The sequence below is a fragment of the Sphingopyxis sp. OPL5 genome (genome assembly GCF_003797775.2).
Taxonomy (GTDB): domain Bacteria; phylum Pseudomonadota; class Alphaproteobacteria; order Sphingomonadales; family Sphingomonadaceae; genus Sphingopyxis.
In genome coordinates this window covers 4,325,146-4,345,508 of the sequence record NZ_CP060725.1, presented here as the reverse complement: position 1 = coordinate 4,345,508, position 20,363 = coordinate 4,325,146, and the positions used below count along the sequence as shown (strand labels likewise).

Below are 20,363 nucleotides of genomic sequence, written 5' to 3'. Positions count from 1 at the left end.
TTCTCCATGATGCCAACGGCCCCCGCCTTCGCGGGGGCGACGGTTTGTCAAAATAGCCCCATCTGCCCGTCGCGTTCGGGCGGGCGGAACAGGTCGCAGCGGAGCGGCGGGAATTTCCGGTCCATGCCATGTTCGCGCGCGGCGCGTTTGACTCGGGTGCGGATCAGGTCGGCCCACACGCCCTGACCCTTCATTCGCGTCCCGAAATTCGGGTCGTTGTCGCGGCCGCCGCGAATGTCGCGGATCATGTGCATCACCTTTTCGGCGCGGTCGGGGTAGTGCGCCGCGAGCCAGGCGCGGAACAGCGGCGCGACCTCGTGCGGCAGGCGGACGAGGATATAGGAGGCGCGGATCGCGCCGGCCTCCGCCGCCGCTGCCATGATCGCCTCGATCTCGTGATCGGTGATCGCGGGGATGATCGGCGAGATATTGACCTGTGTCGGCACGCCCGCGTCGATCAGCCTGCGGATCGCGGCGAGGCGGCGGCGCGGGTGCGGCGCGCGGGGTTCGAGGGTGCGGGCGAGCGCAGGGTCGAGGCTGGTGACCGAGACCGCGACCCCGACCAGCCCGTCCTTCGCCATGCCCGCGAGCAGGTCGAGGTCGCGGAGCAGGCGGTCGGACTTGGTGGTGATGATCAGCGGATGCCTGGTCTCGGCGAGCACCTCGACCACCGCGCGGGTGATGCCCCATTCGCGCTCGATCGGCTGGTACCCATCGGTGTTGGTGCCGATCGCCATGGGCGCGACCCGGTAATTGCGCTTGGCAAGCTCGGCACGCAGCAACTTCGCGGCGTCGGGCTTGGCGAAGAGGCGGCTTTCGAAATCGAGCCCGGGCGACAGGTCGTGGAAGGCGTGGGTCGGGCGCGCGAAGCAATAGATGCAGCCATGTTCGCAGCCGCGATAAGGGTTGATCGAACGGTCGAAACCGATGTCGGGCGATGTGTTGCGCGCGATGATGGTTTTCGGGTGCTCGACGGTGACCGTGGTGCGCAGGCGCGGCGCGTCGCCGTCGATCGCCTCGGCCTCGTCGAGCCAGTCGCCGTCGGCGGCGCGTTCGAGAGAGCCGGTGCGGGTGGGACGCAGGTTGGTCGGCGCGCCGCGGCCGGCGATCGGGGGGAGGGGTTTGGGCGATTCCACTTGGCGAGGATATCGCGCCGGACGGAACAAAGGAAGAACATTTCTCTTCCATCGTCATTCCCGCGAAAGCGGGAACCCAGTTCCAGCAGCCAGGGTTAGCGCAATTTCGCTCTGGGTCCCCGCTTTCGCGGGGATGACTAATATGGTTGTTATTCGGTCAGCCGCGGCATCAGTTCCACGAAATTGCAGGGCTTGTGCCGGCTGTCGAGCTGAGTGGAGAGAATGCCCTCCCACGCGTCCTTCACCGCCCCCGTCGATCCCGGCAGCGCGAAGATATAGGTGCCGCGCGCGAGCACGGCGCAGGCGCGCGACTGGATCGTGGAGGTGCCGATGCTCTGGTAGCTGAGCCAGCGGAACAACTCGCCGAACCCCGGAATGTCCTTGCCGTCGAGCATATGCAGCGCCTCGGGCGTCACGTCGCGGCCGGTGACCCCGGTGCCGCCGGTGGTGATCACGACGTCGACCGCCGGATCGTCGATCCAGTTGTGGAGGCGCGAGACGATCAGCGACTTTTCGTCCTTGATGATCGCGCGGTCGGCGAGGATGTGGCCCGCGCCGCCGAGCAGGACGACGAGCGTGTCGCCCGACCGGTCGTCGGCGGCGCTGCGGCTGTCGGAAATGGTCAGGACCGCGATGCGGACCGGCTTGAAAGCCAGGCTTTCGTCAATCGGCATTGGTGAGGCCGCTGGCGTAGGTCAGCTGCACCCGGTCCTTGGTATCGGGGAAGCGCGGCCACTTACCCTGCGCGAGCGCGGCGCGGCTGACCGAGGGCTTGCCCTGCTGCGCTTCGTACATCCAGTAGTTGCGCAGCACGATGCCGACATAGCCGCGCGTTTCCCAATAGGGGATCGATTCGATGTAGAGCAGCGGATCACCCTGATCGCGGACCTCGGTCTGCCAGCGCGCGATCGGCGCGGGGCCGGCGTTATAGGCGGCGATCACTTTCGGCAGCTGGCCCCCAGTCGAGCCATCGCGGCTGAGATATTCGAGGTAACGCTGGCCGAAGTCCATGTTGACCGCGGGGGTCTTGAGGTCGCCGGGTCCCGATGCGTCGCCGTTCCAGCGCGCGAGGTCGCGCGCGGTGCCAGGGCGGACCTGCATCAGCCCCATCGCGCCGGCGCCGCTAACCGCGGTACGCTGGAAGCGCGATTCCTGCAGCGTGTGGGCAAAGACGAGCGCGGGGTCGACCCGCCAGCCGCCATTGGGTTCCCATTTCGGCTGCGGATAGCGCGTCGCGGCGGCGAGTTTGCGCCCCTGCGGGGTGTTGTGGGCGAGATAGAGCTGGGTCTCGGGCAGGCTCAGGGCGCCGGCGATGCCGATCAGCCGCTCATGCTGTTCGGCGTTGCCGATGCGCGCCTGATGCCGGATCAGGTCGCCGGCATATTTGTCCTCGCCGATCTCGGCGAAGGCGATCGCGGCGCGGACATTGGACTGTTCCTCGAGCGCGCGCCAGGCGCTGCGGTCGGCGCGGACGGTCGGATTGTTGGACGGCTGGCCGAGCGTTTCGGCAGCGAGCAGTCCGTAAAATGTTTCCTCGTTGGTCGCCGCGGCGCGCAGGCGTGGCTGGACCGAGGCGGGTTCGCCGGCCGCCATCGCGGCGCGCGCGGCCCAATAATAAGCGGCGGCGCGGAGTTCGCTGTCGGGCGCTTCCCTGGCGACGCGGTCGAAAGCGGCCAGCGCGGTGCGATAGTCGTGGAGGCGCCAGGCGGCGAGACCCTGCACCCACGCGCCTTGCGTGGCCCAGGCGCCGCCGTTGGCGGTGCAGGCGAGCGACAGGCGCAGCGCGTTCTGGTCGTCATTCTCGATATAATAGGACCAGGCGACCTTCTGCTGCCACTCGGCGCGCGAGTCGGGGCTGAGCTTGTCGAGGACCGCGTTGAGCAGCGCCTCGGCGCCGGCAGGGTCGTCGTTCTTGATGCGGTCGGGGATGCTGCTGGCAAGACCGTTGGCGAAGGGATCGCTGACGCTGTCGGCGCCGAGGCGGCGCGGGGCGCTGCCCGACCAGGACAGGCGCGTCTGATAGGGGAGGCTGGGCAGGTCGGTCGCGCCGCGCTTGGCGGCAAGGCGGCCGAGCTGTTCGGCCTGCGGCAGATTCGGCGAGCGCGACAGAATCGGCATGATGTCGGCGACTTCGGCCTTGGGGCTGTTCGGCGCGAGGAGCAGTTCGGCGCGCAGGAAGTCGGTGAGCGGGCCGTTTTCTGCACCGTCGAGCAGCGCCTTGGCGTCGGCCCAGCGCTGGGCGCGGATTGCGACCAGAACCTGCGAATAGAGCTGTTTCTGCTTGCCGGACAGGACCGACGGCACCGTCTGCGGCGCGGCGGTGAGCGGGTCTCCGGCGTCGGCCGCGATCGCGGGCGTTGCAACGGAAACAAGAAGCGATGCGGCGAGAGCCGCGGTCCATTTGATCATCTGTCAACGTCCCCGGTTGAACAGTTTGAGGCTATCCCAGGCCGCCGCTTTCTGGGCGGGCCGGGCCAGCAGCATTGCGGGATGCGCGATTGCCACCGCCTCCACCTTGCCGCCATCTTGGTTAATATCGAGTAAGTTTCCGCGCGCGTCGGACAGCGCGATCTTTGCCGCCATCCGCACGATGTCGCTGCCGATCAGCAGCAATCGGCCGGGCCGTGCGAGGCGGAGGTGATGCCAGAGCAGGCGATCGAGTTCGCCCAGATCGCGCTCGTCGCAGCGGCCGCCGGGCGGACGGGTGACCGCAAGGCTGGCCATATAGCAGGCGTCGCGCGTCGTGCCGATCGCACGCAGCATCGCGTCGAGCAGCTTGCCGGCGGGGCCGGCGAACAGTTCGCCGTCGCGCTGGTCGTCGATTTCGGGCCAGGCGGTGAGCAGCATCAGCGGCGCGCCGGCGTCGCCGACGGGCAGCACGCGGCGCGCGTCCCACTGGCTGCCCGGCACATCGGGATGGTCGGCGAGCCAGCTTTGGAACGTCGCCCAATCCCCGGGCAACTCGACCGGGCCCTTGGCCACGGGCGCTGCGACGACCTCCTGACGCTGGAGCGCGGCGGGAAGAGGGGCGGCTTCGGGTTCGGCTGCGATCGCGGGCGCCATTTTCGGACGCGCGGGCGCCGGGTCGTTCGCGGGCGGCGCGGCGAGCCAGCCCGCCGGCGTTTCGCCAACAAGCGCGTCGACGCCCGCCAGCGACCACCAGTCGTTATAGCTCTCCGCCAACAAAGCTGAATTCGGCCCACCCATGTGATTTGTTCAAACAGGCAGTTGACGGACGCGTCAATTGGCGGGCATCGCAATTCGTGACAGAATGAGCGCAGGGCACGATGAATGTCCGGCGCCGGGACGGCAGAAAGGTTATTGCGGTGAGCGAACGGGAATCGATGCCCTATGACGTGGTTATCGTCGGGGCGGGTCCGGCGGGGCTTTCGGCGGCGATCCGGCTTAAGCAGCTGGCGAACGAAGCGGGCAGTGAATTGTCGGTCTGTATCCTTGAAAAAGGGTCGGAGGTCGGCGCGCATATCCTGTCGGGGGCGGTCATCGACCCCAAATCGCTCGACGAGCTGCTGCCCGACTGGCGGACCTCGGGCTGCCCGCTTGCCGAGGTGCCGGTCAACGACAACCAGCATTGGGTGCTGACCAATACCAAGAAGTTCGGGCTTCCCGAATTCATCTCGCCCGGCTTCATGCACAACAAGGGGACCTATACGGGCAGCCTCGGCAATCTCTGCCGCTGGCTCGCTGAACAGGCCGAGGGGCTAGGGGTCGAAATCTTCCCCGGCTTTCCCGCCGCCGAAATCCTTTATAACGACGATGGCTCGGTCAAGGGCGTCGCGACCGGCGACATGGGCGTCGCGCGCGACGGCAGCCACAAGGGCGACTACGCCCCCGGGCTCGAACTCCATGCGAAATACACCTTCTTCGGCGAAGGCGTGCGCGGCCATCTGACCAAGATGCTCAAGCCGCAGTTCGCGCTCGACAGCGATTGCGAGCCGCAGGTCTATGGCCTCGGCGTCAAGGAATTGTGGGACATCAAGCCCGAAAACCACGCCGAAGGCCGTGTCATCCACACGCAGGGCTGGCCGCTCGACAACAATGCCAATGGCGGCGGGTTCCTCTATCATCAGGCCAACGGGCAGGTCGCGCTGGGTTTCGTGACCTGGCTCAACTATCGCAATCCGCATATCTCCCCGTTCCAGGAGATGCAGAAGTGGAAGACCCACCCCGAGATCGCCAAAATCCTGAAGGGTGGCAAACGCGTGTCGTACGGCGCGCGCGCGATCAGCGACGGCGGCTATCAGTCGGTGCCGAAGCTGGCCTTCCCGGGCGGTGCCTTGATCGGCGACAGCGCCGGTTTTCTGAACGTGCCGCGTATCAAGGGCACGCATACCGCGATGAAGTCGGGCATGATGGCGGCCGAAGCCGCGTTCGCGGCGGTGACCGCCGGGCGGACGAGCGACATGCTGACCGCCTATCAGGACGCCTATGACGACAGCTGGGTGAAGAAGGAACTCAGCGTCGTGCGCAACGTGCTGCCGCTCGTCGAGAAATGGGGCGACCTTGCGGGCACGATCCTGTCGGGCATGACGATGTGGCTCGAAACGCTGAAGATCAAGGTTCCGTTCACGATGAAACATCATCCGGACAACGAGAGCCTCTATCGCGCCGACATGATGCCGAAGCCCGACTATCCCAAGCCCGATGGCGTGCTGACTTTCGATCGCCTGTCGTCGGTGTTCGTGTCGAACACCAACCATGAGGAAGACCAGCCGGTCCACCTGCAGCTCAAGGACCCGTCGATCCCGGTCGCGTATAATCTGCCGCTCTATGACGAGCCGGCGCAGCGCTATTGCCCGGCGGGGGTGTACGAGATCGTCGGCGAAGCCGAAGGCGACCCGAAGTTCGTAATCAACGCGCAGAATTGCGTCCATTGCAAGACGTGCGACATCAAGGACCCGACCCAGAATATCAACTGGGTCACCCCCGAAGGCGGCGGAGGCCCCAATTATCCGAATATGTAAGTTTGGCCTGATCGCGGTCGCGGCGCTGGCGCCGTTCGTTGCACAGGCGGCCGACGGCGGCGATGCGGCGCTGAACGCGCTGGCCCGCGCGCGGTTGGCCGAGGATGCCGGCGATCCGCAGCAGGCGCTCGCCGCGCTGACCGCGGCGTCGAGCCTGATCCCCGACCTGCCCGGGCTGCGCGGGCGGATGCTCGAACAGGCGATCGACGCGGGCGATCTCGAGGCCGCGCGCAGCGCCGCAGCGCTGCTGTGGGCCGGCGGCGACCGCCGGTTCGATGCACAACTGGTGCTGGTCACCGACGCCCTGCGCCGGTCGGACTGGAAAGCCGCGCGCGACTATGTCGCGGGTCGTGCCGACAAGACCGGCGGCGACGCGGTCGCGCGGCTGGTGACGCCGCCGCTGAACAGCTGGATCGATGCGGGACTGCGCGAAAAATCGCCCGAGCGGCATCTGCTCGACGCTGGCGGGCGCGGACTGCCGCAGCCGGCGTTCCAGCTCGAAGCGGCGCTGGTCCAGCTTGCGACGGGACGCAAGGCCGATGCGGTGGCGCTCGCCGACAAGGTGACGCTGACCGATCGCACCAGCCAGTTGGTCGCGGTTCGCCTTGCCGCGACGCTCGACAAGACGGGCGAGAGTGATGCGGCGAAGCGGCTGCGTGGGCGGATCGCGCTGGCGGCCGGCGAGCGCGAAGATCCGGTGCTGTTGCTGCCCGACCAGGCGGTGATCAACCCGCGCGGCGGGGTGGCGCACTGGTTCGGCCTGCTCGCCGATGGCTTTGCGCGCACCCCGAACAGCAATCCGAAGATTCCGTTGCTCTTCGCGCGCGTCGCTTACTGGCTTGAAGGCAGCGACTGGCAGGCGCGCGCCGCGCTGGTCGAGGCGCTCGACCGCAACGAGCGCCAGGATGATGCGCTCGGCGTGCTGCAGGACGGCCGGGTGCCTCTGCCCCCGGTGCTGATGATGCGGCGGGCCGAACTGCTGGCCGATGACGGTAAGACGGCCGATGCGGTGGCGCTCGCCGAACGGGCGGTGGCAACCGACAAGCCGGCACGCACCTTGTTGGTGCGCTATGCCGATGTCGCGCGGCGCTCGAACGATCCGCGCGCCGCCGAGCGCGCCTATGCGCGGCTCGAAGCCGATCTGGGCGACGATGATTTCGACAAGGCGCTGCACGGCAGCATCTTGATCGCGCGCGCCGAACTGCTGTTGCAGGCGAACGACTGGGATGCGGCCGAGCCGTTGCTCGACAAGGCGATCGCGCTGCGCCCGGACGATCCGAACATCCTGAATTTCGTCGGCTACTCGTCGATCGAGCGGCGCAAGAATGTCGACAAGTCGCTCGCGCAGATCGAGGCGGCGTGGGCGCAGGACCCGCAAAGCGCGGCGGTTACCGACTCGCTCGGCTGGGCCTATTTCCTGACCGGGCGTGTCGATGAAGCGGTGCCGCTGCTCGAAAAGGCGCAAGGCGGCGATCCGGGCAATGCGGTGATCGTCGAGCATCTGGGCGATGCCTATTGGCAGGCGGGGCGGCGGTTCCAGGCGCGCTACACCTGGCGTGCCGCAGCGTTGCTGGCGGAAGCCGATATGGCGACGCGGATCGCGGCGAAGCTGCGCGACGGGCTGACCCCCGCGACGACCGCACCATGACCGCGTTTACCGAGACGGGCTGGGCGAAGATCAATCTCGCGCTGCATGTCCGCGCGCGGCGGGCCGATGGCTATCACGAGATCGAGACTCTGTTCGCCTTCGTCGACCATGGCGACGGGATCGCGGCGCGGGTGGCCGAGGCCGATAGGCTGACGATCGACGGCGAATTTGCCGAGGGGCTGAGCACCGGGCCGGACAATCTGGTGCAGCGCGCAGTTGCCCTGCTCCGCGAACGCTATGGCGCCGACCGGGTGCCGCCGCTCGCGATCGAGCTGACCAAGCGGTTGCCCGTCGCGGCGGGGATCGGCGGCGGTTCGGCCGACGCCGCGGCGATGGCACGGCTGGTGCGAACACATTTCCTGCCCGAATTGGGCGACGCGACGCTGGCGCGGGTCGTCGCCCCGCTGGGCGCCGATGTCGCGGCGTGCGTCGCGAGCGCGACCTGCCTCGGCGTGGGGGTAGGCGAGCAACTCTCGCCGGTGCCCGAATTGCGCCTCGGCGATACCCCGGTGCTGCTGGTCAATCCGCGCGAGGCGGTGGCGACCGGGCCGGTGTTCGCGGCGTGGGACGGGATCGATCGCGGCGCGCTGTTCGGCGATCCGGCGGGGCGCGCGCAATTGTTCGCGGCGCGCAACGACCTGCAACGCGCGGCGATCGCGCAATGTCCGGCGATCGTGAATGTGCTCATCGAACTTGGCGGCCTCAGCCCCTGGCTGGCGCGCATGTCGGGATCGGGGGCGACCTGTTTTGCGTTGTTCGATGCGCTCGCCGAACGCGACGCGGCGTCGGTCAAGCTGGCGCAGAGCCATCCGCATTGGTGGCAGATGGCGGGGACGCTGCGATGAGCGAGGCGTGGGTCGCGCTCGGGTATCCGCGCGCGGGCGGGGTGCTGCTGATCGGGGACCATGCGTCGAACCATGTGCCCGCCGACATCGACCTTGGCATCGACCCCGCATTGCTAAGCGAGCATATCGCCATCGATCTCGGTGTGGCCGAGGTCGCGGCGCTGCTGGTCGAGGCGGGGGCGGTCGATGCCGCGATCCTCGGCGGGGTGTCGCGACTGGTCGTCGACTGCAACCGCGATGAGGACGCGCCCGGCGCGGTGCCGATCGCCAGCGACGGCCACGCGATCCCGGGCAATGCGCTGGATCATGATGGCCGCGAGGCACGGATCGCGCGCGTCTTCCGGCCCTATCACGACCATATCGCCGCGACGATCGCGGCGCAGCGTCCGGCGATGATCCTGTCGCTGCACAGCTTTACGCCATCGCTCGCGAGCGATCCGGAGCAGGCGCGGCCGTGGCAGGCCGGGGTTCTCTACAATGAGGACGACCGGCTGGCGGCGCCCGCGATCGCGGCGCTGGAGGCCGAGGGACTGATCGTCGGCGACCAGCTTCCCTATTCGGGCAAGCTTCTGAACGCGACGATGAACCGGCATGCCGAGGCCAACGGGATTCCGTATGTCGGGATCGAGATGCGGCAGGATCTGGCGCGCGACGCGGCGGGGCAGGCGCTGTTCGCCGAACGGCTTGCTCGCATGTGCAACAAACTGGCATTGAATATCGCAGAATAGGTGTGTAGAGGCGCCTTTCTTCGCCGAATTTTGAAATATTATTATCAGGACTGCTCAAAATGCCTTCATATCGTTCGCGCACCACCACCCATGGCCGCAACATGGCGGGTGCTCGCGGCCTCTGGCGCGCGACCGGGATGAAGGACAGCGATTTCGGCAAGCCGATCATCGCGGTGGTCAACAGCTTCACCCAGTTCGTGCCGGGCCATGTCCATCTGAAGGACCTCGGCCAGATGGTCGCGCGCGAGATCGAGGCGCATGGCGGGGTCGCCAAGGAATTCAACACGATCGCGGTCGATGACGGCATCGCGATGGGCCATGACGGCATGCTCTACAGCCTGCCGAGCCGCGACCTGATCGCCGACAGCGTCGAATATATGGTCAACGCGCATTGCGCCGACGCGATGGTGTGCATTTCGAACTGCGACAAGATCACGCCGGGCATGCTGATGGCGGCGCTGCGCATCAATATTCCCGTCGTCTTCGTGTCGGGCGGCCCGATGGAGGCGGGCAAGGTCGTGCTCAAGGGCAAGACCGTCGCGCTCGACCTCGTCGATGCGATGGTCGCCGCGGCGGATGAGAAATATAGCGATGAGGAAGTGCTGGCGATCGAACAGGCGGCGTGTCCGACCTGCGGCAGTTGTTCGGGCATGTTCACCGCCAATTCGATGAACTGCCTGACCGAAGCTTTGGGACTGTCGCTGCCGGGCAACGGCTCGACGCTGGCGACGCACGCCGACCGTAAAGCTTTGTTTTTGAACGCCGGTCGCCTCGTCGTCGACATGTGCCGCCGCCATTATGAGCAGGACGACGACAGCGTGTTGCCGCGCAATATCGCGACCTTCGAAGCGTTCGAAAATGCGATGAGCCTCGACATCGCGATGGGCGGATCGACCAACACGGTGCTGCACCTGCTCGCTGCGGCGTTCGAGGCCGGGGTCGATTTCACCATGGCCGACATCGACCGGCTGTCGCGCCGCGTGCCGTGCCTGTCGAAGGTCGCGCCGGCGAAAAGCGACGTCCATATGGAGGATGTCCATCGCGCCGGCGGGATCATGGCGATCCTCGGCCAGCTTGAGCGCGCCGGGCTGCTTCACGCGCACCTGCCGACGGTCCACAGCGCGACCTTGGGCGATGCGCTCAACAAATGGGATATTTCGCGGACCAACGACCCCGAGGTCCAGAAATTCTTCATGGCGGCGCCCGGGGGCGTGCCGACGCAGGTCGCGTTCAGCCAGGACCGGCGCTGGGACGACCTCGACCTCGACCGCGAAGCCGGCGTGATCCGCTCGGCCGAGCATGCGTTCAGCCAGGATGGCGGGCTGGCGGTATTGTCGGGCAATGTCGCGCTCGACGGCTGCATCGTGAAGACCGCCGGGGTCGACGAGAGCATCCTGAAATTTTCGGGTCCTGCGAAGGTCTATGAAAGCCAGGATGCTGCGGTCGCCGGAATCCTGACCGGGCAGGTCGAGACGGGTGACGTCGTCGTCATCCGCTACGAAGGGCCGAAGGGCGGGCCGGGCATGCAGGAAATGCTCTATCCGACGAGCTATCTCAAATCGAAAGGGCTGGGCGCCGCCTGCGCTTTGATCACTGACGGGCGGTTTTCCGGCGGCACCTCGGGGCTGTCGATCGGCCATGTTTCGCCCGAAGCGGCCGAGGGCGGGACGATCGGGCTGGTCGAGAATGGCGATCTGATCAACATCGACATTCCGTCGCGGACGATCACGCTTGCGGTCGCCGACAGCGTGCTGGCCGAGCGTCGCGCCGTGATGGAGGCGAAGGGGGAGGCTGCCTGGCAGCCCGAGAAAGCGCGTCCGCGCAAGGTTTCGGTAGCACTTCAGGCTTATGCCGCGATGACGACCAGCGCCGCACGCGGCGCGGTGCGCGATCTTTCGCAGCTAAAGGGGGGCAAGGGTTGAGGACTATCGGACTGGCGGCGCTGCCGCTGTTGTTGCTCGCGGCGTGCGACCGCGCCCCCGACAATGCCAAGCTCGCCGAAACCGAAGCGAAGCAATCGCGTGATGCGGCGAATGACGGGCGCATCGAATGCGCGCTCGAAGGCGCGAAGCTGTTCGACCGCACCTGCACGGTGCAGGAAATGAACGGCGAAGCGGGCACCATATTGGTGGTCGGGCGCGGCGACGTCGGTTATCGGCGTTTGCAGATCACCACCGACGGGCGCGGGGTGATTTCGGCCGACGGGTCCGAACAAGCGACGGTGACGATCATCGGCGAAGGCATGATCGAGGTCGCGATCGGAGCGGACAAGTATCGTTTGCCGGCGGATACGGGCGGGGTCGACTAAGCCTTGCGGGGCATGGACATTCTGTCGCTGCTCGGCCTGTTTCTTTCCGTGGTTTTTGCCGCTCTGGCCTGGCGTCGGACGCGCGGACTTCCTGAAGCGAGCGTCATTCGATGGCTCGTACCGCTCTTCGTCGTCGCGGCCGTCCCCCTCGGCATTTTTGCCTGGTGGGGGCAATATACGCCCGCCGGGCGCCGCGCTTTCGACGAAATGGATGGCCTCTATCCGCTCGCGGCGGGCGTGTTGACCCTGTTGCTGACTGCGACCGCGGCGCTTGTCGGCATATGGGCGAGGCGTCAGGCCGGCCGGTAGCGGAGGCCGTTGCTCGCGAAACCTCCCTTTGCGTCGAACGCACTCCAGATTTCCCCCCACTTGAAGGTCATGGGGGATTTCCAGTTCGGACCGAGGCCGAGATTTTCGGCCAGCGCCTTGCGAACAAAGGCGATCTCGGCATCGATGGCGCCGCGCGTTGGCCAGCCGTCCTCTTCTGCCGCATCCGGCAGGGTCACGCCCCAGCCGGCTTGTTCCAGACGGTCGTCCTGGAAACATAGCGAGACGATCGCCGGGTGGCCGCCAAAACTCAGGCCGTGCAGGTATAGCCATGCATATCCATTGCCATGGTCTCGCGACCTTTCGACGAGATGGGTGATCTGCGGCTCGATCTCGGCACGGGTTTGATAGGGGGCGAAGCGTGCTTCGCCCACGCAAAGGTTGCCGGAACCCGGTTCGATCGAAAAGGCGGACGTCATGCGGCGATATTCCCCTGTCCCCGAAACCCTGGAATACAAACCTATCGCGGCTTTGCGGGACGTCAACAACCGGGCGTGCCGGTTCGGGGCATCGGCGACCAGGACGCGTATAATGTTCTGCATCGACGGCAAACGCGCTACGACAAGGAAATGGTCATTCCCCGCGACGCCCCGATCCTGACCACCGCCGCGATGCGTGCGGCAGAGGCGGCGTGCGTGGAGGCCGGGACCTCGCTGTCCGAATTGATGGACCGGGCCGGCGCGGCGGTGGCCGACACGGCATGGCGTATGGCGGCGGGCGGGCCGGTGCTGATCCTGTGCGGGCCGGGCAATAATGGCGGCGATGGCTATGTGGCGGCGCGTTTGCTTGCCGAGCGTGGTGCGGTGGTGCGGGTTGCCGCGCTGGCCGAACCGGCGACCGATCTGGCGCGCGCGGCGCGGGCGCTGTGGGGCGGGCCGGTCGAGGCGCTGACGGGCGATACGGGCCCGGCGCCACTGATCGTCGATGCCCTGTTCGGCGTCGGATTGACGCGGCCAATCGGCGGCGACCTCGCGGCGATCTTGCGGAGCTTCGCCGGGCGTCGCGTGCTGGCGGTTGATGTGCCGAGCGGGGTCGATGGCGATGGGGTTCACGACTGGACACCGCCGCTGTCCGCCGATGTGACGCTCGCCCTGGGGGCGCTCAAGCCCGCGCATGTGCTGCTGCCGGCTGCGCCGCATTGCGGGCGGGTTTTGTTGGCGGCGATCGGGATCGCGGCCGAGCGAGCGATGCGGAGCGCGGCGCTGCCCTTGATCGTCGCACCCGGCGCCACCGCGCACAAGTTCAACCGCGGGATGGTGTTGGTCCGGTCGGGGCCAATGTCCGGTGCCGCGCGGCTGACCGCCGCCGCGGCGCTGCGGAGCGGGGCGGGTTATGTCGTGCTGAGCGGCGCCGACGATGCGCCTTTCGATGCGATCATTGCCGAAGAGGCGGCGCGCTATGGCAAGCGGCTGGGCGATGCGCGGGTCGGCGCGGTGATCGTCGGGCAGGGTTATCCGGTGGGCGAAGGACTGGACCGCGATGTTGCGGCGGCGCTCGATGGGGGCAAGCCGCTTGTGCTCGATGCCGCTGCCATCGCTGCCGCTCTGCCGCGCCTGCGCGCGTCCCGTGGCGCGGTGCCCGCGATCCTGACCCCGCATGAGGGCGAGTTCACCAGGGCTTTTCCGGGGCTGGCGGGCAGCAAGATCGATCGCGCCAAGGCCGCCGCCGCCGATGCGGGCGCGGTGCTGATCTACAAGGGCGCCGATACCGTGATCGCGGCGCCCGACGGCCGCGTCGTCGCGGCCTGGCCGGGCAGCCCCTGGCTCGCCACGGCGGGGACGGGCGACGTCCTCGCGGGGGCATGCGGGGCGATGCTGGCGCGAGGCGGCGATGCTTTTGATGCGGCGGTTTCCGCAGTGGGCTGGCATATTGCGCGCGCGCAGGCTATCGGCCCCGGCCTCGTCGCCGACGATCTGGCGGCCGACGACCTGGCGAAAGACTGACGTGACCGAAACCACCCTGATTACCCGTATCGCCGCGCGCGGCGATGGCGTGACCGCCGATGGCCGCCATGTGATGGGCGCGGTACCGGGCGACCATGTCCGCGACGACGGCATCATCGTCCTCGGCCCCAACCGTGCCGAACCGCCGTGCCGTCATTTCGGCAAATGCGGCGGGTGCCAGATGCAGCACGTCGCCGAACCCGCGCTCGCCGACTATGTGCGCGACCGGGTGATCGGCGGGCTTGCGGGGCAGGAGGTGTCGGCGGACGTAGTGCTGCCCGCGCTGCTGTCGCCCGCGCACAGCCGTCGTCGCGCGGCGCTGACCGCGCTGCGCACCGGTAAGCAGGTCGCGATGGGTTTCAACGCGGCGCAGAGCAACCAGATCGTCGACATGCGGATGTGCCCGCTGCTGCTGCCCGAACTGTTCGCGCTCGTCGCGCCGGTGCGCGAATTGCTGGTGCTGATCGCGCCGCCGCGGCGCCCGGTGAAGGTCAAGATGCAGATGCTCGACCAGGGCGTCGAACTGGTGCTCGAAGGCGTGAAGGCCGAAGGACTCGACGCGGCGATGGCGTTGCAGGATTTCGCAGGGGCGAACAGGCTCGCGCGCTTCGTCATCGACCAAGGCGACGGGTATGAGACGCTGTGGCAGCCCGATCCGCCGACGGTGCGCTTCGGCGGCATCGCGGTCGAGGTTCCGCCCTTCGCGTTTCTGCAGCCGACGGCGGTCGGGCAGGAGGCGCTGATCGAGGCCGTGACGAGGGCGATCGGCGATGCACCGGCGGTCGCCGACCTGTTCGCGGGGGTCGGGACCTTCGCGCTGTCGGTGCAGGCGGGCAGGAAAGTCTATGCTGCCGAGGGTGCGCGCGATGCGGTCGCGGCGCTGACGGGGGCGGCGAACCGGGCGCGGGCGCTGGTCGCGAGCGAGCATCGCGACCTGTTCCGGCGGCCACTGGTGCCGGCCGAACTCAACCGCTTCGGCGCGGTGATCCTCGATCCGCCGCGCGCCGGCGCCGAGGAGCAGGCGAAGGAACTGGCGGCATCGGACGTGCCGGCGATCGCCTATGTCAGCTGCAACCCCGCGAGCTTTGCGCGCGATGCGAAGATATTGGTCGCGGGCGGCTATCGCCTCGACTGGGTACAGCCGGTCGGGCAGTTCCGCTGGTCGACGCATGTCGAACTGGCGGGACGGTTTTCGAAATAGCCGTCGCCCCCGCCTTCGCGGGGGCGACGTCCCAGATCAATGCAGCACGAAGCCCATGAACGCATGCACGCACAGCGCGAGCAGCGCGAGGCTCGCCAGCGCGAAGATGCCGAAGCGCCACATCACGCGGTTGACCGTCGCCTGGATGATGCTGTGCAGGATGCGCAGACCGACATAGGCCCAGGCGATCTGGGTGTTGAGGCCGCCGCCCAGACCGCCGATCGCGAGCGCCAGCGCGACCGCGTAGAACACCGTCGGCTGTTCCATCAGATGGTTATAGTTGTGCGCCTTCCACTGGACTTCGGGCGGCAACACCTCGTCGAGGCTCTTGCCGGTGCCGCCGACCAGCTTCGCGGCGTCGATCTTGGCGCGGCTCATCGCGGGGATGCGCGTCGCATACATCCACACCCACATCACCATCGACCATAGTGCGAGCGTCGCGACCGGCCCCAATATCGCGTTGGTTTCCATATTCTTCTCTCCCCCTCAACCCAAAGTTGCGATCACTGCCAGCAAGGCGAGCGCCAGCAGGCACAACGTCGACGCGGCAAAAATGGCAAAGCGCACCGGAATGCGGTTCACCGTCGCCTGCCAGAAACTGTGGATGACGCGCAGCGCGACATAGGTCCAGGCGATCCACACAACATAGGCGGGATAACCGCCGACCGCGTGCAGGATCAGGATGACCGCATAGAAAAGCGTCGGCTGTTCGAGCAGGTGCGTGTAATTATGCGATTTCCAGTTGGCGAGCGGCGGCAATATGCCTTCGAGGTCGCCGCCGCGGCCGCCGGGAGGGGCCGCCTTCAGGTCGATCCCCGACTTCGCCAGCGCGCGGAATCGCGATACCGCGACCCACACCAGCATGATCAGCGTCCACAGGATCAGCACCGCGCCCGGCGCGAGAATATTCGGCGTCATCTGCTTCCCCTTTTTTGTTTGGCGACGATGCTAGGGCTGGTCCGCCACAATGCAAGACTTCCTCGTCATTGCGAGCGAAGCGAAGCAATCCAGAGGGGTTTACGGGGGCTCTGGATTGCTTCGCTTCGCTCGCAATGACGATGCTTATTGGTTTTGCCGCGCCGCCACCTCGGCCCGGATCGCGGTGCCATCGCCGTCGATCCGGGGAGCGAAGCCGATATCGCGCGGCGGCGCGGCGCCATATTTCACCGGCGGCTGCATCTCGTAAAAGCCGCCGACATCGGGATGGGTCCGGTGGCGAAAAAAGCCCGTCGCGGCGAGGTGGGGGTCCTCGCGAATGTCCTGCAGGTCGCGCACCGCCATCGCGGGAATATCATTCTCGGCGAACAGCGCGAGCCATTCGTCGGTCGTTTTCGCCGGGGTCTGGTGCGCGATCTCGGTGTAGACGAGCTGCATATGCTCTCCCTTCGCCTTCGCCGCCTCGAACGCCGGGGTGCCGAGCAACGGCGCGCTGCCGAACAGCGCGAGCAGGCGCGCGGTCGAATCGGGGGTGTAGGGGACGATCGCCACATAACCGTCCTTGGTCGGGAAGGGCTGGCGCGTCGGGTCGAGCTGGCGCGGGTACCCCGCCGGGCCGATCGGCGGATCGAGCGTGTCGTCACGCAGATGCTCGACCATCATGAAGCTGGTGAAACATTCGAACATCGCAACCTCGACCGCCTGGCCCTCGCCGGTGCGCAATTTGTGGATCAGCGCCGCGAGGATTGCCTGCGCGCCATATTGGCCCGCCACTTTATCCGCGATCAGCGACGGCAGATAGCGCGGGCGCGGGTCGCCGTCGACGCGCGGCAACAGGCTGGTGGTGCCCGTCGCGGCCTGAATGACGTCGTCATAGGCCTGCAAATCCGCGTAAGGACCGTCTTGTCCGAAGCCGGTGCCATGGACATAGATGATGTCGGGCTTGATCGCCTTGCAGCCGTCATAATCGAAGCCGAGCCGCGCGATCGCCTTGCCGCGGACATTGTGGAAGAACACGTCGGCGGTCGCGATCAGGTCGCGCAGCACCGCGGCGTCCTCGGCCTTCTTGAGGTCGAGCGCGATCGACCTTTTGCCGCGATTGACCGTCAGGTGGACCGACCCCATCGTCGGGTCGGGAATGCCGTTGCCGAGGTAGCGCGAGATATCGCCCAGCCCCGGCGCCTCGACCTTGATTACCTCGGCGCCCAGGTCGGCGAGCATCTGGGTCGCATAGGGGCCGAAGATGACCGTCGTCAGGTCGATGATGCGGATGCCTTCGAGCATGGTCATGCAACAGTTCCGGTAATCACGCCGCGTCTCTCCTCCGCCCGTTTCTTTGGGCGACGATAGAATGATTGCGAAGTGAAACGGAAGAGGCGATTGGCACGCGGGCCAAGTTTATGCGGGGCGCGGTGCGTCGAGCAAATCCTCGATGAACAGCGACACCAGCATGGCCTGGCTGCTGACCCCGGCCTTGGCGTAAATCTGGCTGAGCTGCGAGCGCACCGTGCCGGTCGCCGCGCCGCGCAGCCGGGCGATCGCGGCGACGTCGCAGCCCTTGAGCGCGAACAGCGCGACTTCGCCTTCGCCCGGGGTCAGTCCCCATTCGTCGAAGCGCAGCGCGATATGGTCGGCGAGCGCGCCGCGTGCATCGGCGAGTGCCCGGTCCTGTCGACGCAGTTCGGCGGTGATCCGGCGGATGTAGCGCGACCCCATCACGACTCCGCCGAGCAGGGCGAAGGCGACGATGCATTCCATGACGATCTCCGCGGTGATGCCCTGGCGCACCTCGGTGAACAGGTCGTCGATGCCGTCGACGACGAAGTAGATGGCGGCAACCGCTTGAAGCGCGAGGGTGGCGACCGGGAGCGCGACGCGCCGGTCGGTCAGCAGTTGGGCAGGCGGGTTCGGTTCGGGCTGCGGCATATGACTCCCACTTATGTCGTGGAATTTGAGCGCCTGCTTATAGGCGCGATCGGCGGTCGGGCCTAGCCGCCGGGAAATGGCCGACTGTCGACGGCGCCGCCGCCGTGGGCTTTCATGCCTTTGTCGCGCTCGGGCTGGACTTTTAGGACAGGGCGATTGGCGCGCCCGCCGATGCGGGCTAGAGGGCGGCGATGCTTCGCCTGACCGAATTGACGCTGCCGCTGCACCATGCGCCGGAGGACCTGCCCGCCGCGATCTGCAAGCGGCTGCGGATCGGGCCGCGCGAACTGGTGAAATATGTCGTCGCGCGGCGGGCGAACGATGCGCGCGACAAGGCAGCGATCAAGCTGATCTATTCGATCGACGTCAATGTGAAGGACGAGCGCACGGTGCTCGCGCGCTTCCGAAAGGACCGCAATGTCCAGCCGACGCCGAACACCGCCTATAAATTCGTCACCACCGCGCCGCCTGCGGGCACCAAGCGCCCGGTGGTGGTCGGGGCGGGGCCGTGCGGGCTGTTCGTCGGGCTGATCCTTGCGCAGATGGGTTTCCGGCCGATCATCCTCGACCGCGGCAAGGTGGTGCGTGAGCGGACCAAGGACACCTGGGACCTGTGGCGGCGTTCGGTGCTGCACCCCGAATCGAATGTCCAGTTCGGCGAGGGCGGGGCGGGGACCTTTTCCGACGGCAAGCTCTACAGCCGGATCAAGGACCCGCGCCATCTCGACCGCAAGGTGCTGACCGAATTCGTCAAGGCGGGCGCGCCGCCCGAGATTTTGACCGAGGCGCATCCGCATATCGGCACCTTCCGGCTGGTGACGATGGTCGAAAGCCTGCGCGAGACGATCGAGGGGCTGGGCGGCGAATATCGCTGGCAGCACAAGGTCGACGGGATCGATATCGCGACCAATAGCGCGGGCGAGCGGCGGGTGCAGGGCGTACATCTGGCGGGTGGCGATTATATCGAGGCCGATCGCGTTGTGATGGCGGTCGGGCACAGCGCGCGCGATACCTTTGCCATGCTCTTGGCTGCGGGCGTGTATGTCGAGGCCAAGCCCTTTTCTATCGGCGTCCGCATCGAGCATCCGCAATCGTGGATCGACACGTCGCGCTTCGGCGCCGATGCGGGCAACCCGATATTGGGCGCCGCCGAATATCATATCTCGCACCACTGCAAGAACGGCCGCACCGTCTACAGCTTCTGCATGTGCCCCGGCGGCACCGTGGTCGCCGCGACGTCGGAGGAGGGGCGCGTCGCGACCAACGGCATGAGCCAATATTCGCGCAACGAACGCAACGCCAATTCGGGCTTCGTCGTCGCGATTGACCCGGCGCGCGACTATCCCGGCGATCCGCTCGCGGGCATCGCCTTCCAGCGGCATTGGGAATCGCTCGCCTTTGTTGCCGGCGGGTCGAACTATCGGGCGCCGGCGCAGCGCGTCGGCGATTTCCTGAAGGGGCGCGCGTCGACATCGCTGGGCAGCGTCATCCCCTCCTATCGTCCCGGCGTCACGCCGACCGACCTCGCGGCGTGCCTGCCCGATTTCGCGGTCGAGGCGATGCGCGAGGCGATCCCGGTCTTCGGGCGCCAGATCGCGGGATACGACCACCCCGACGTCGTGATGACCGGGGTCGAGACGCGCACCTCGTCGCCGGTGCGCTTCACCCGCGGCGACGATTTTCAGAGCCTGAACACCGCCGGGCTGTTTCCGGCGGGTGAGGGGGCGGGCTATGCAGGGGGCATCCTCTCGGCGGCGGTCGACGGCATCAAGGTCGCCGAGGCCGTGGCCCAAAGTCTCATGCGAGCCTGATGCCGTGACGCTAATCCTGTTCAACAAGCCTTATGACGTGCTCAGCCAGTTCACCGATCGCGGCACCGCAGGGTCGACGCGCCGCACGCTGTCGGATTTCATCGACCTGCCCGGCGTCTATCCGGCGGGGCGGCTCGACCTCGACAGCGAGGGGCTGATGCTGCTCACCGACGACGGGCGGCTGCAGGCACGCATCGCCGACCCGAAATACAAGATGCCCAAGACCTATTGGGCGCAGGTCGAGGGTGAGGTGAGCGAGGAGGCGCTGGTGGCGTTGCGGCGGGGCGTGAAGCTCAAGGACGGGCTGACCCGTCCGGCCGAGGCCGAGGCGATCGCCGACCCCGGCCTGTGGCCGCGTGATCCGCCGATCCGGGTGCGCAAGAGCATTCCCGATGGCTGGATCAGCCTGACGATATCCGAGGGGCGCAACCGCCAGGTGCGGCGGATGACCGCCGCCGTCGGGTACCCGACCCTGCGGCTGGTGCGCTGGCGCATCGGCGACTGGACGCTGGGCGATCTGAAGCCCGGCGAATGGCGGCGCAGCGACGACTAGGACGACCTCACCCTTCCGG

The 20,363-nt window shown here is 67.2% G+C and carries 20 protein-coding genes; 11 read left to right on the top strand and 9 right to left on the bottom strand.

Translation table 11 applies throughout. From position 1 onward, the window contains the following. Positions 1-47: 47 nt before the first annotated feature. From EEB18_RS20895 to EEB18_RS20880, 4 genes are all read right to left on the bottom strand, one after another. On the bottom strand, positions 48-1,136 hold the full coding sequence (locus EEB18_RS20895; RefSeq protein WP_187141537.1) for a PA0069 family radical SAM protein: 1,089 nt from the start codon (positions 1,134-1,136) through the stop codon (positions 48-50). A 149-nt stretch (positions 1,137-1,285) separates the two neighbouring features. Beyond that, positions 1,286-1,810 (bottom strand): molybdenum cofactor biosynthesis protein B, encoded by a 525-nt coding sequence (gene moaB, locus EEB18_RS20890; RefSeq protein WP_187141538.1) that lies wholly within the window; start codon positions 1,808-1,810, stop codon positions 1,286-1,288. Beyond that, entirely contained in the window at positions 1,800-3,545 is a 1,746-nt protein-coding gene (locus tag EEB18_RS20885; RefSeq protein WP_187141539.1) for a lytic transglycosylase domain-containing protein, read from the bottom strand. The genes moaB and EEB18_RS20885 overlap by 11 nt, the downstream gene beginning before the upstream one ends. Before the next feature lie 3 nt (positions 3,546-3,548). Beyond that, the gene (locus EEB18_RS20880) at positions 3,549-4,319 is read right to left on the bottom strand and encodes a uracil-DNA glycosylase family protein (protein WP_262408027.1); all 771 of its coding nucleotides are present in this window, start codon (positions 4,317-4,319) and stop codon (positions 3,549-3,551) included. 143 nt (positions 4,320-4,462) lie between these two features. On the opposite strand from EEB18_RS20880, the gene EEB18_RS20875 reads away from it, so the two are divergent. The 7 genes from EEB18_RS20875 to EEB18_RS20845 all read left to right on the top strand — a co-directional run bounded on the left by EEB18_RS20875 (position 4,463) and on the right by EEB18_RS20845 (position 11,956). Further along, a complete protein-coding gene (locus tag EEB18_RS20875; protein ID WP_187141541.1) occupies positions 4,463-6,118 on the top strand; it encodes an electron transfer flavoprotein-ubiquinone oxidoreductase in 1,656 nt (551 codons plus the stop codon). Positions 6,119-6,212: 94 nt separating this feature from the next. After that, positions 6,213-7,766: a tetratricopeptide repeat protein gene (locus tag EEB18_RS20870; RefSeq protein WP_262408026.1), complete on the top strand. Its 1,554-nt coding sequence runs from the start codon at positions 6,213-6,215 to the stop codon at positions 7,764-7,766. Next, positions 7,763-8,611: a 4-(cytidine 5'-diphospho)-2-C-methyl-D-erythritol kinase gene (locus tag EEB18_RS20865; protein ID WP_187141542.1), complete on the top strand. Its 849-nt coding sequence runs from the start codon at positions 7,763-7,765 to the stop codon at positions 8,609-8,611. The genes EEB18_RS20870 and EEB18_RS20865 overlap by 4 nt, the downstream gene beginning before the upstream one ends. Next, complete coding sequence (locus EEB18_RS20860; protein ID WP_187141543.1) at positions 8,608-9,339, top strand: N-formylglutamate amidohydrolase; 732 nt, start codon at positions 8,608-8,610, stop codon at positions 9,337-9,339. Before EEB18_RS20865 ends, EEB18_RS20860 begins: the two co-directional genes overlap by 4 nt. Positions 9,340-9,398: 59 nt before the next feature. Further along, positions 9,399-11,261, top strand: a complete 1,863-nt coding sequence (ilvD, locus tag EEB18_RS20855; protein WP_056347815.1) for a dihydroxy-acid dehydratase — start codon at positions 9,399-9,401, stop codon at positions 11,259-11,261. Next, positions 11,258-11,647, top strand: coding sequence for a hypothetical protein (locus EEB18_RS20850; RefSeq protein WP_187141544.1), 390 nt, complete (start codon positions 11,258-11,260; stop codon positions 11,645-11,647). Before ilvD ends, EEB18_RS20850 begins: the two co-directional genes overlap by 4 nt. A 12-nt stretch (positions 11,648-11,659) precedes the next feature. After that, a complete protein-coding gene (locus tag EEB18_RS20845) occupies positions 11,660-11,956 on the top strand; it encodes a hypothetical protein (RefSeq protein ID WP_187141545.1) in 297 nt (98 codons plus the stop codon). Here EEB18_RS20845 and EEB18_RS20840 read toward each other — a convergent pair. Further along, entirely contained in the window at positions 11,941-12,393 is a 453-nt protein-coding gene (locus tag EEB18_RS20840; RefSeq protein WP_187141546.1) for a hypothetical protein, read from the bottom strand. The two genes, EEB18_RS20845 and EEB18_RS20840, sit on opposite strands and share 16 nt — an antisense overlap. A 75-nt stretch (positions 12,394-12,468) precedes the next feature. Between EEB18_RS20840 and EEB18_RS20835 the strand changes: the two genes are divergently transcribed. Together EEB18_RS20835 and EEB18_RS20830 are read left to right on the top strand one after the other, a co-directional pair. Continuing rightward, entirely contained in the window at positions 12,469-13,917 is a 1,449-nt protein-coding gene (locus EEB18_RS20835) for an NAD(P)H-hydrate epimerase (protein ID WP_316248978.1), read from the top strand. Between the two features lies 1 nt (position 13,918). Continuing rightward, positions 13,919-15,118 (top strand): class I SAM-dependent RNA methyltransferase, encoded by a 1,200-nt coding sequence (locus tag EEB18_RS20830; RefSeq protein WP_187141548.1) that lies wholly within the window; start codon positions 13,919-13,921, stop codon positions 15,116-15,118. 36 nt (positions 15,119-15,154) lie between these two features. Here the strand turns inward: EEB18_RS20830 and EEB18_RS20825 are convergent, their stop codons facing one another. From EEB18_RS20825 to EEB18_RS20810, 4 genes are all read right to left on the bottom strand, one after another. Next, positions 15,155-15,589, bottom strand: coding sequence for an MAPEG family protein (locus tag EEB18_RS20825; protein ID WP_056347802.1), 435 nt, complete (start codon positions 15,587-15,589; stop codon positions 15,155-15,157). A gap of 15 nt (positions 15,590-15,604) precedes the next feature. Further along, entirely contained in the window at positions 15,605-16,036 is a 432-nt protein-coding gene (locus EEB18_RS20820; RefSeq protein WP_056347800.1) for an MAPEG family protein, read from the bottom strand. A gap of 144 nt (positions 16,037-16,180) precedes the next feature. Further along, positions 16,181-17,344, bottom strand: coding sequence for a CaiB/BaiF CoA transferase family protein (locus tag EEB18_RS20815; protein WP_187141549.1), 1,164 nt, complete (start codon positions 17,342-17,344; stop codon positions 16,181-16,183). A 108-nt stretch (positions 17,345-17,452) separates the two neighbouring features. Next, positions 17,453-17,980 (bottom strand): helix-turn-helix transcriptional regulator, encoded by a 528-nt coding sequence (locus EEB18_RS20810; protein WP_222943122.1) that lies wholly within the window; start codon positions 17,978-17,980, stop codon positions 17,453-17,455. A gap of 191 nt (positions 17,981-18,171) precedes the next feature. On the opposite strand from EEB18_RS20810, the gene EEB18_RS20805 reads away from it, so the two are divergent. Together EEB18_RS20805 and EEB18_RS20800 are read left to right on the top strand one after the other, a co-directional pair. Beyond that, complete coding sequence (locus tag EEB18_RS20805; RefSeq protein ID WP_187141550.1) at positions 18,172-19,791, top strand: NAD(P)/FAD-dependent oxidoreductase; 1,620 nt, start codon at positions 18,172-18,174, stop codon at positions 19,789-19,791. 4 nt (positions 19,792-19,795) lie between these two features. After that, entirely contained in the window at positions 19,796-20,344 is a 549-nt protein-coding gene (locus EEB18_RS20800) for a pseudouridine synthase (RefSeq protein WP_262408025.1), read from the top strand. Positions 20,345-20,363 lie beyond the last annotated feature (19 nt).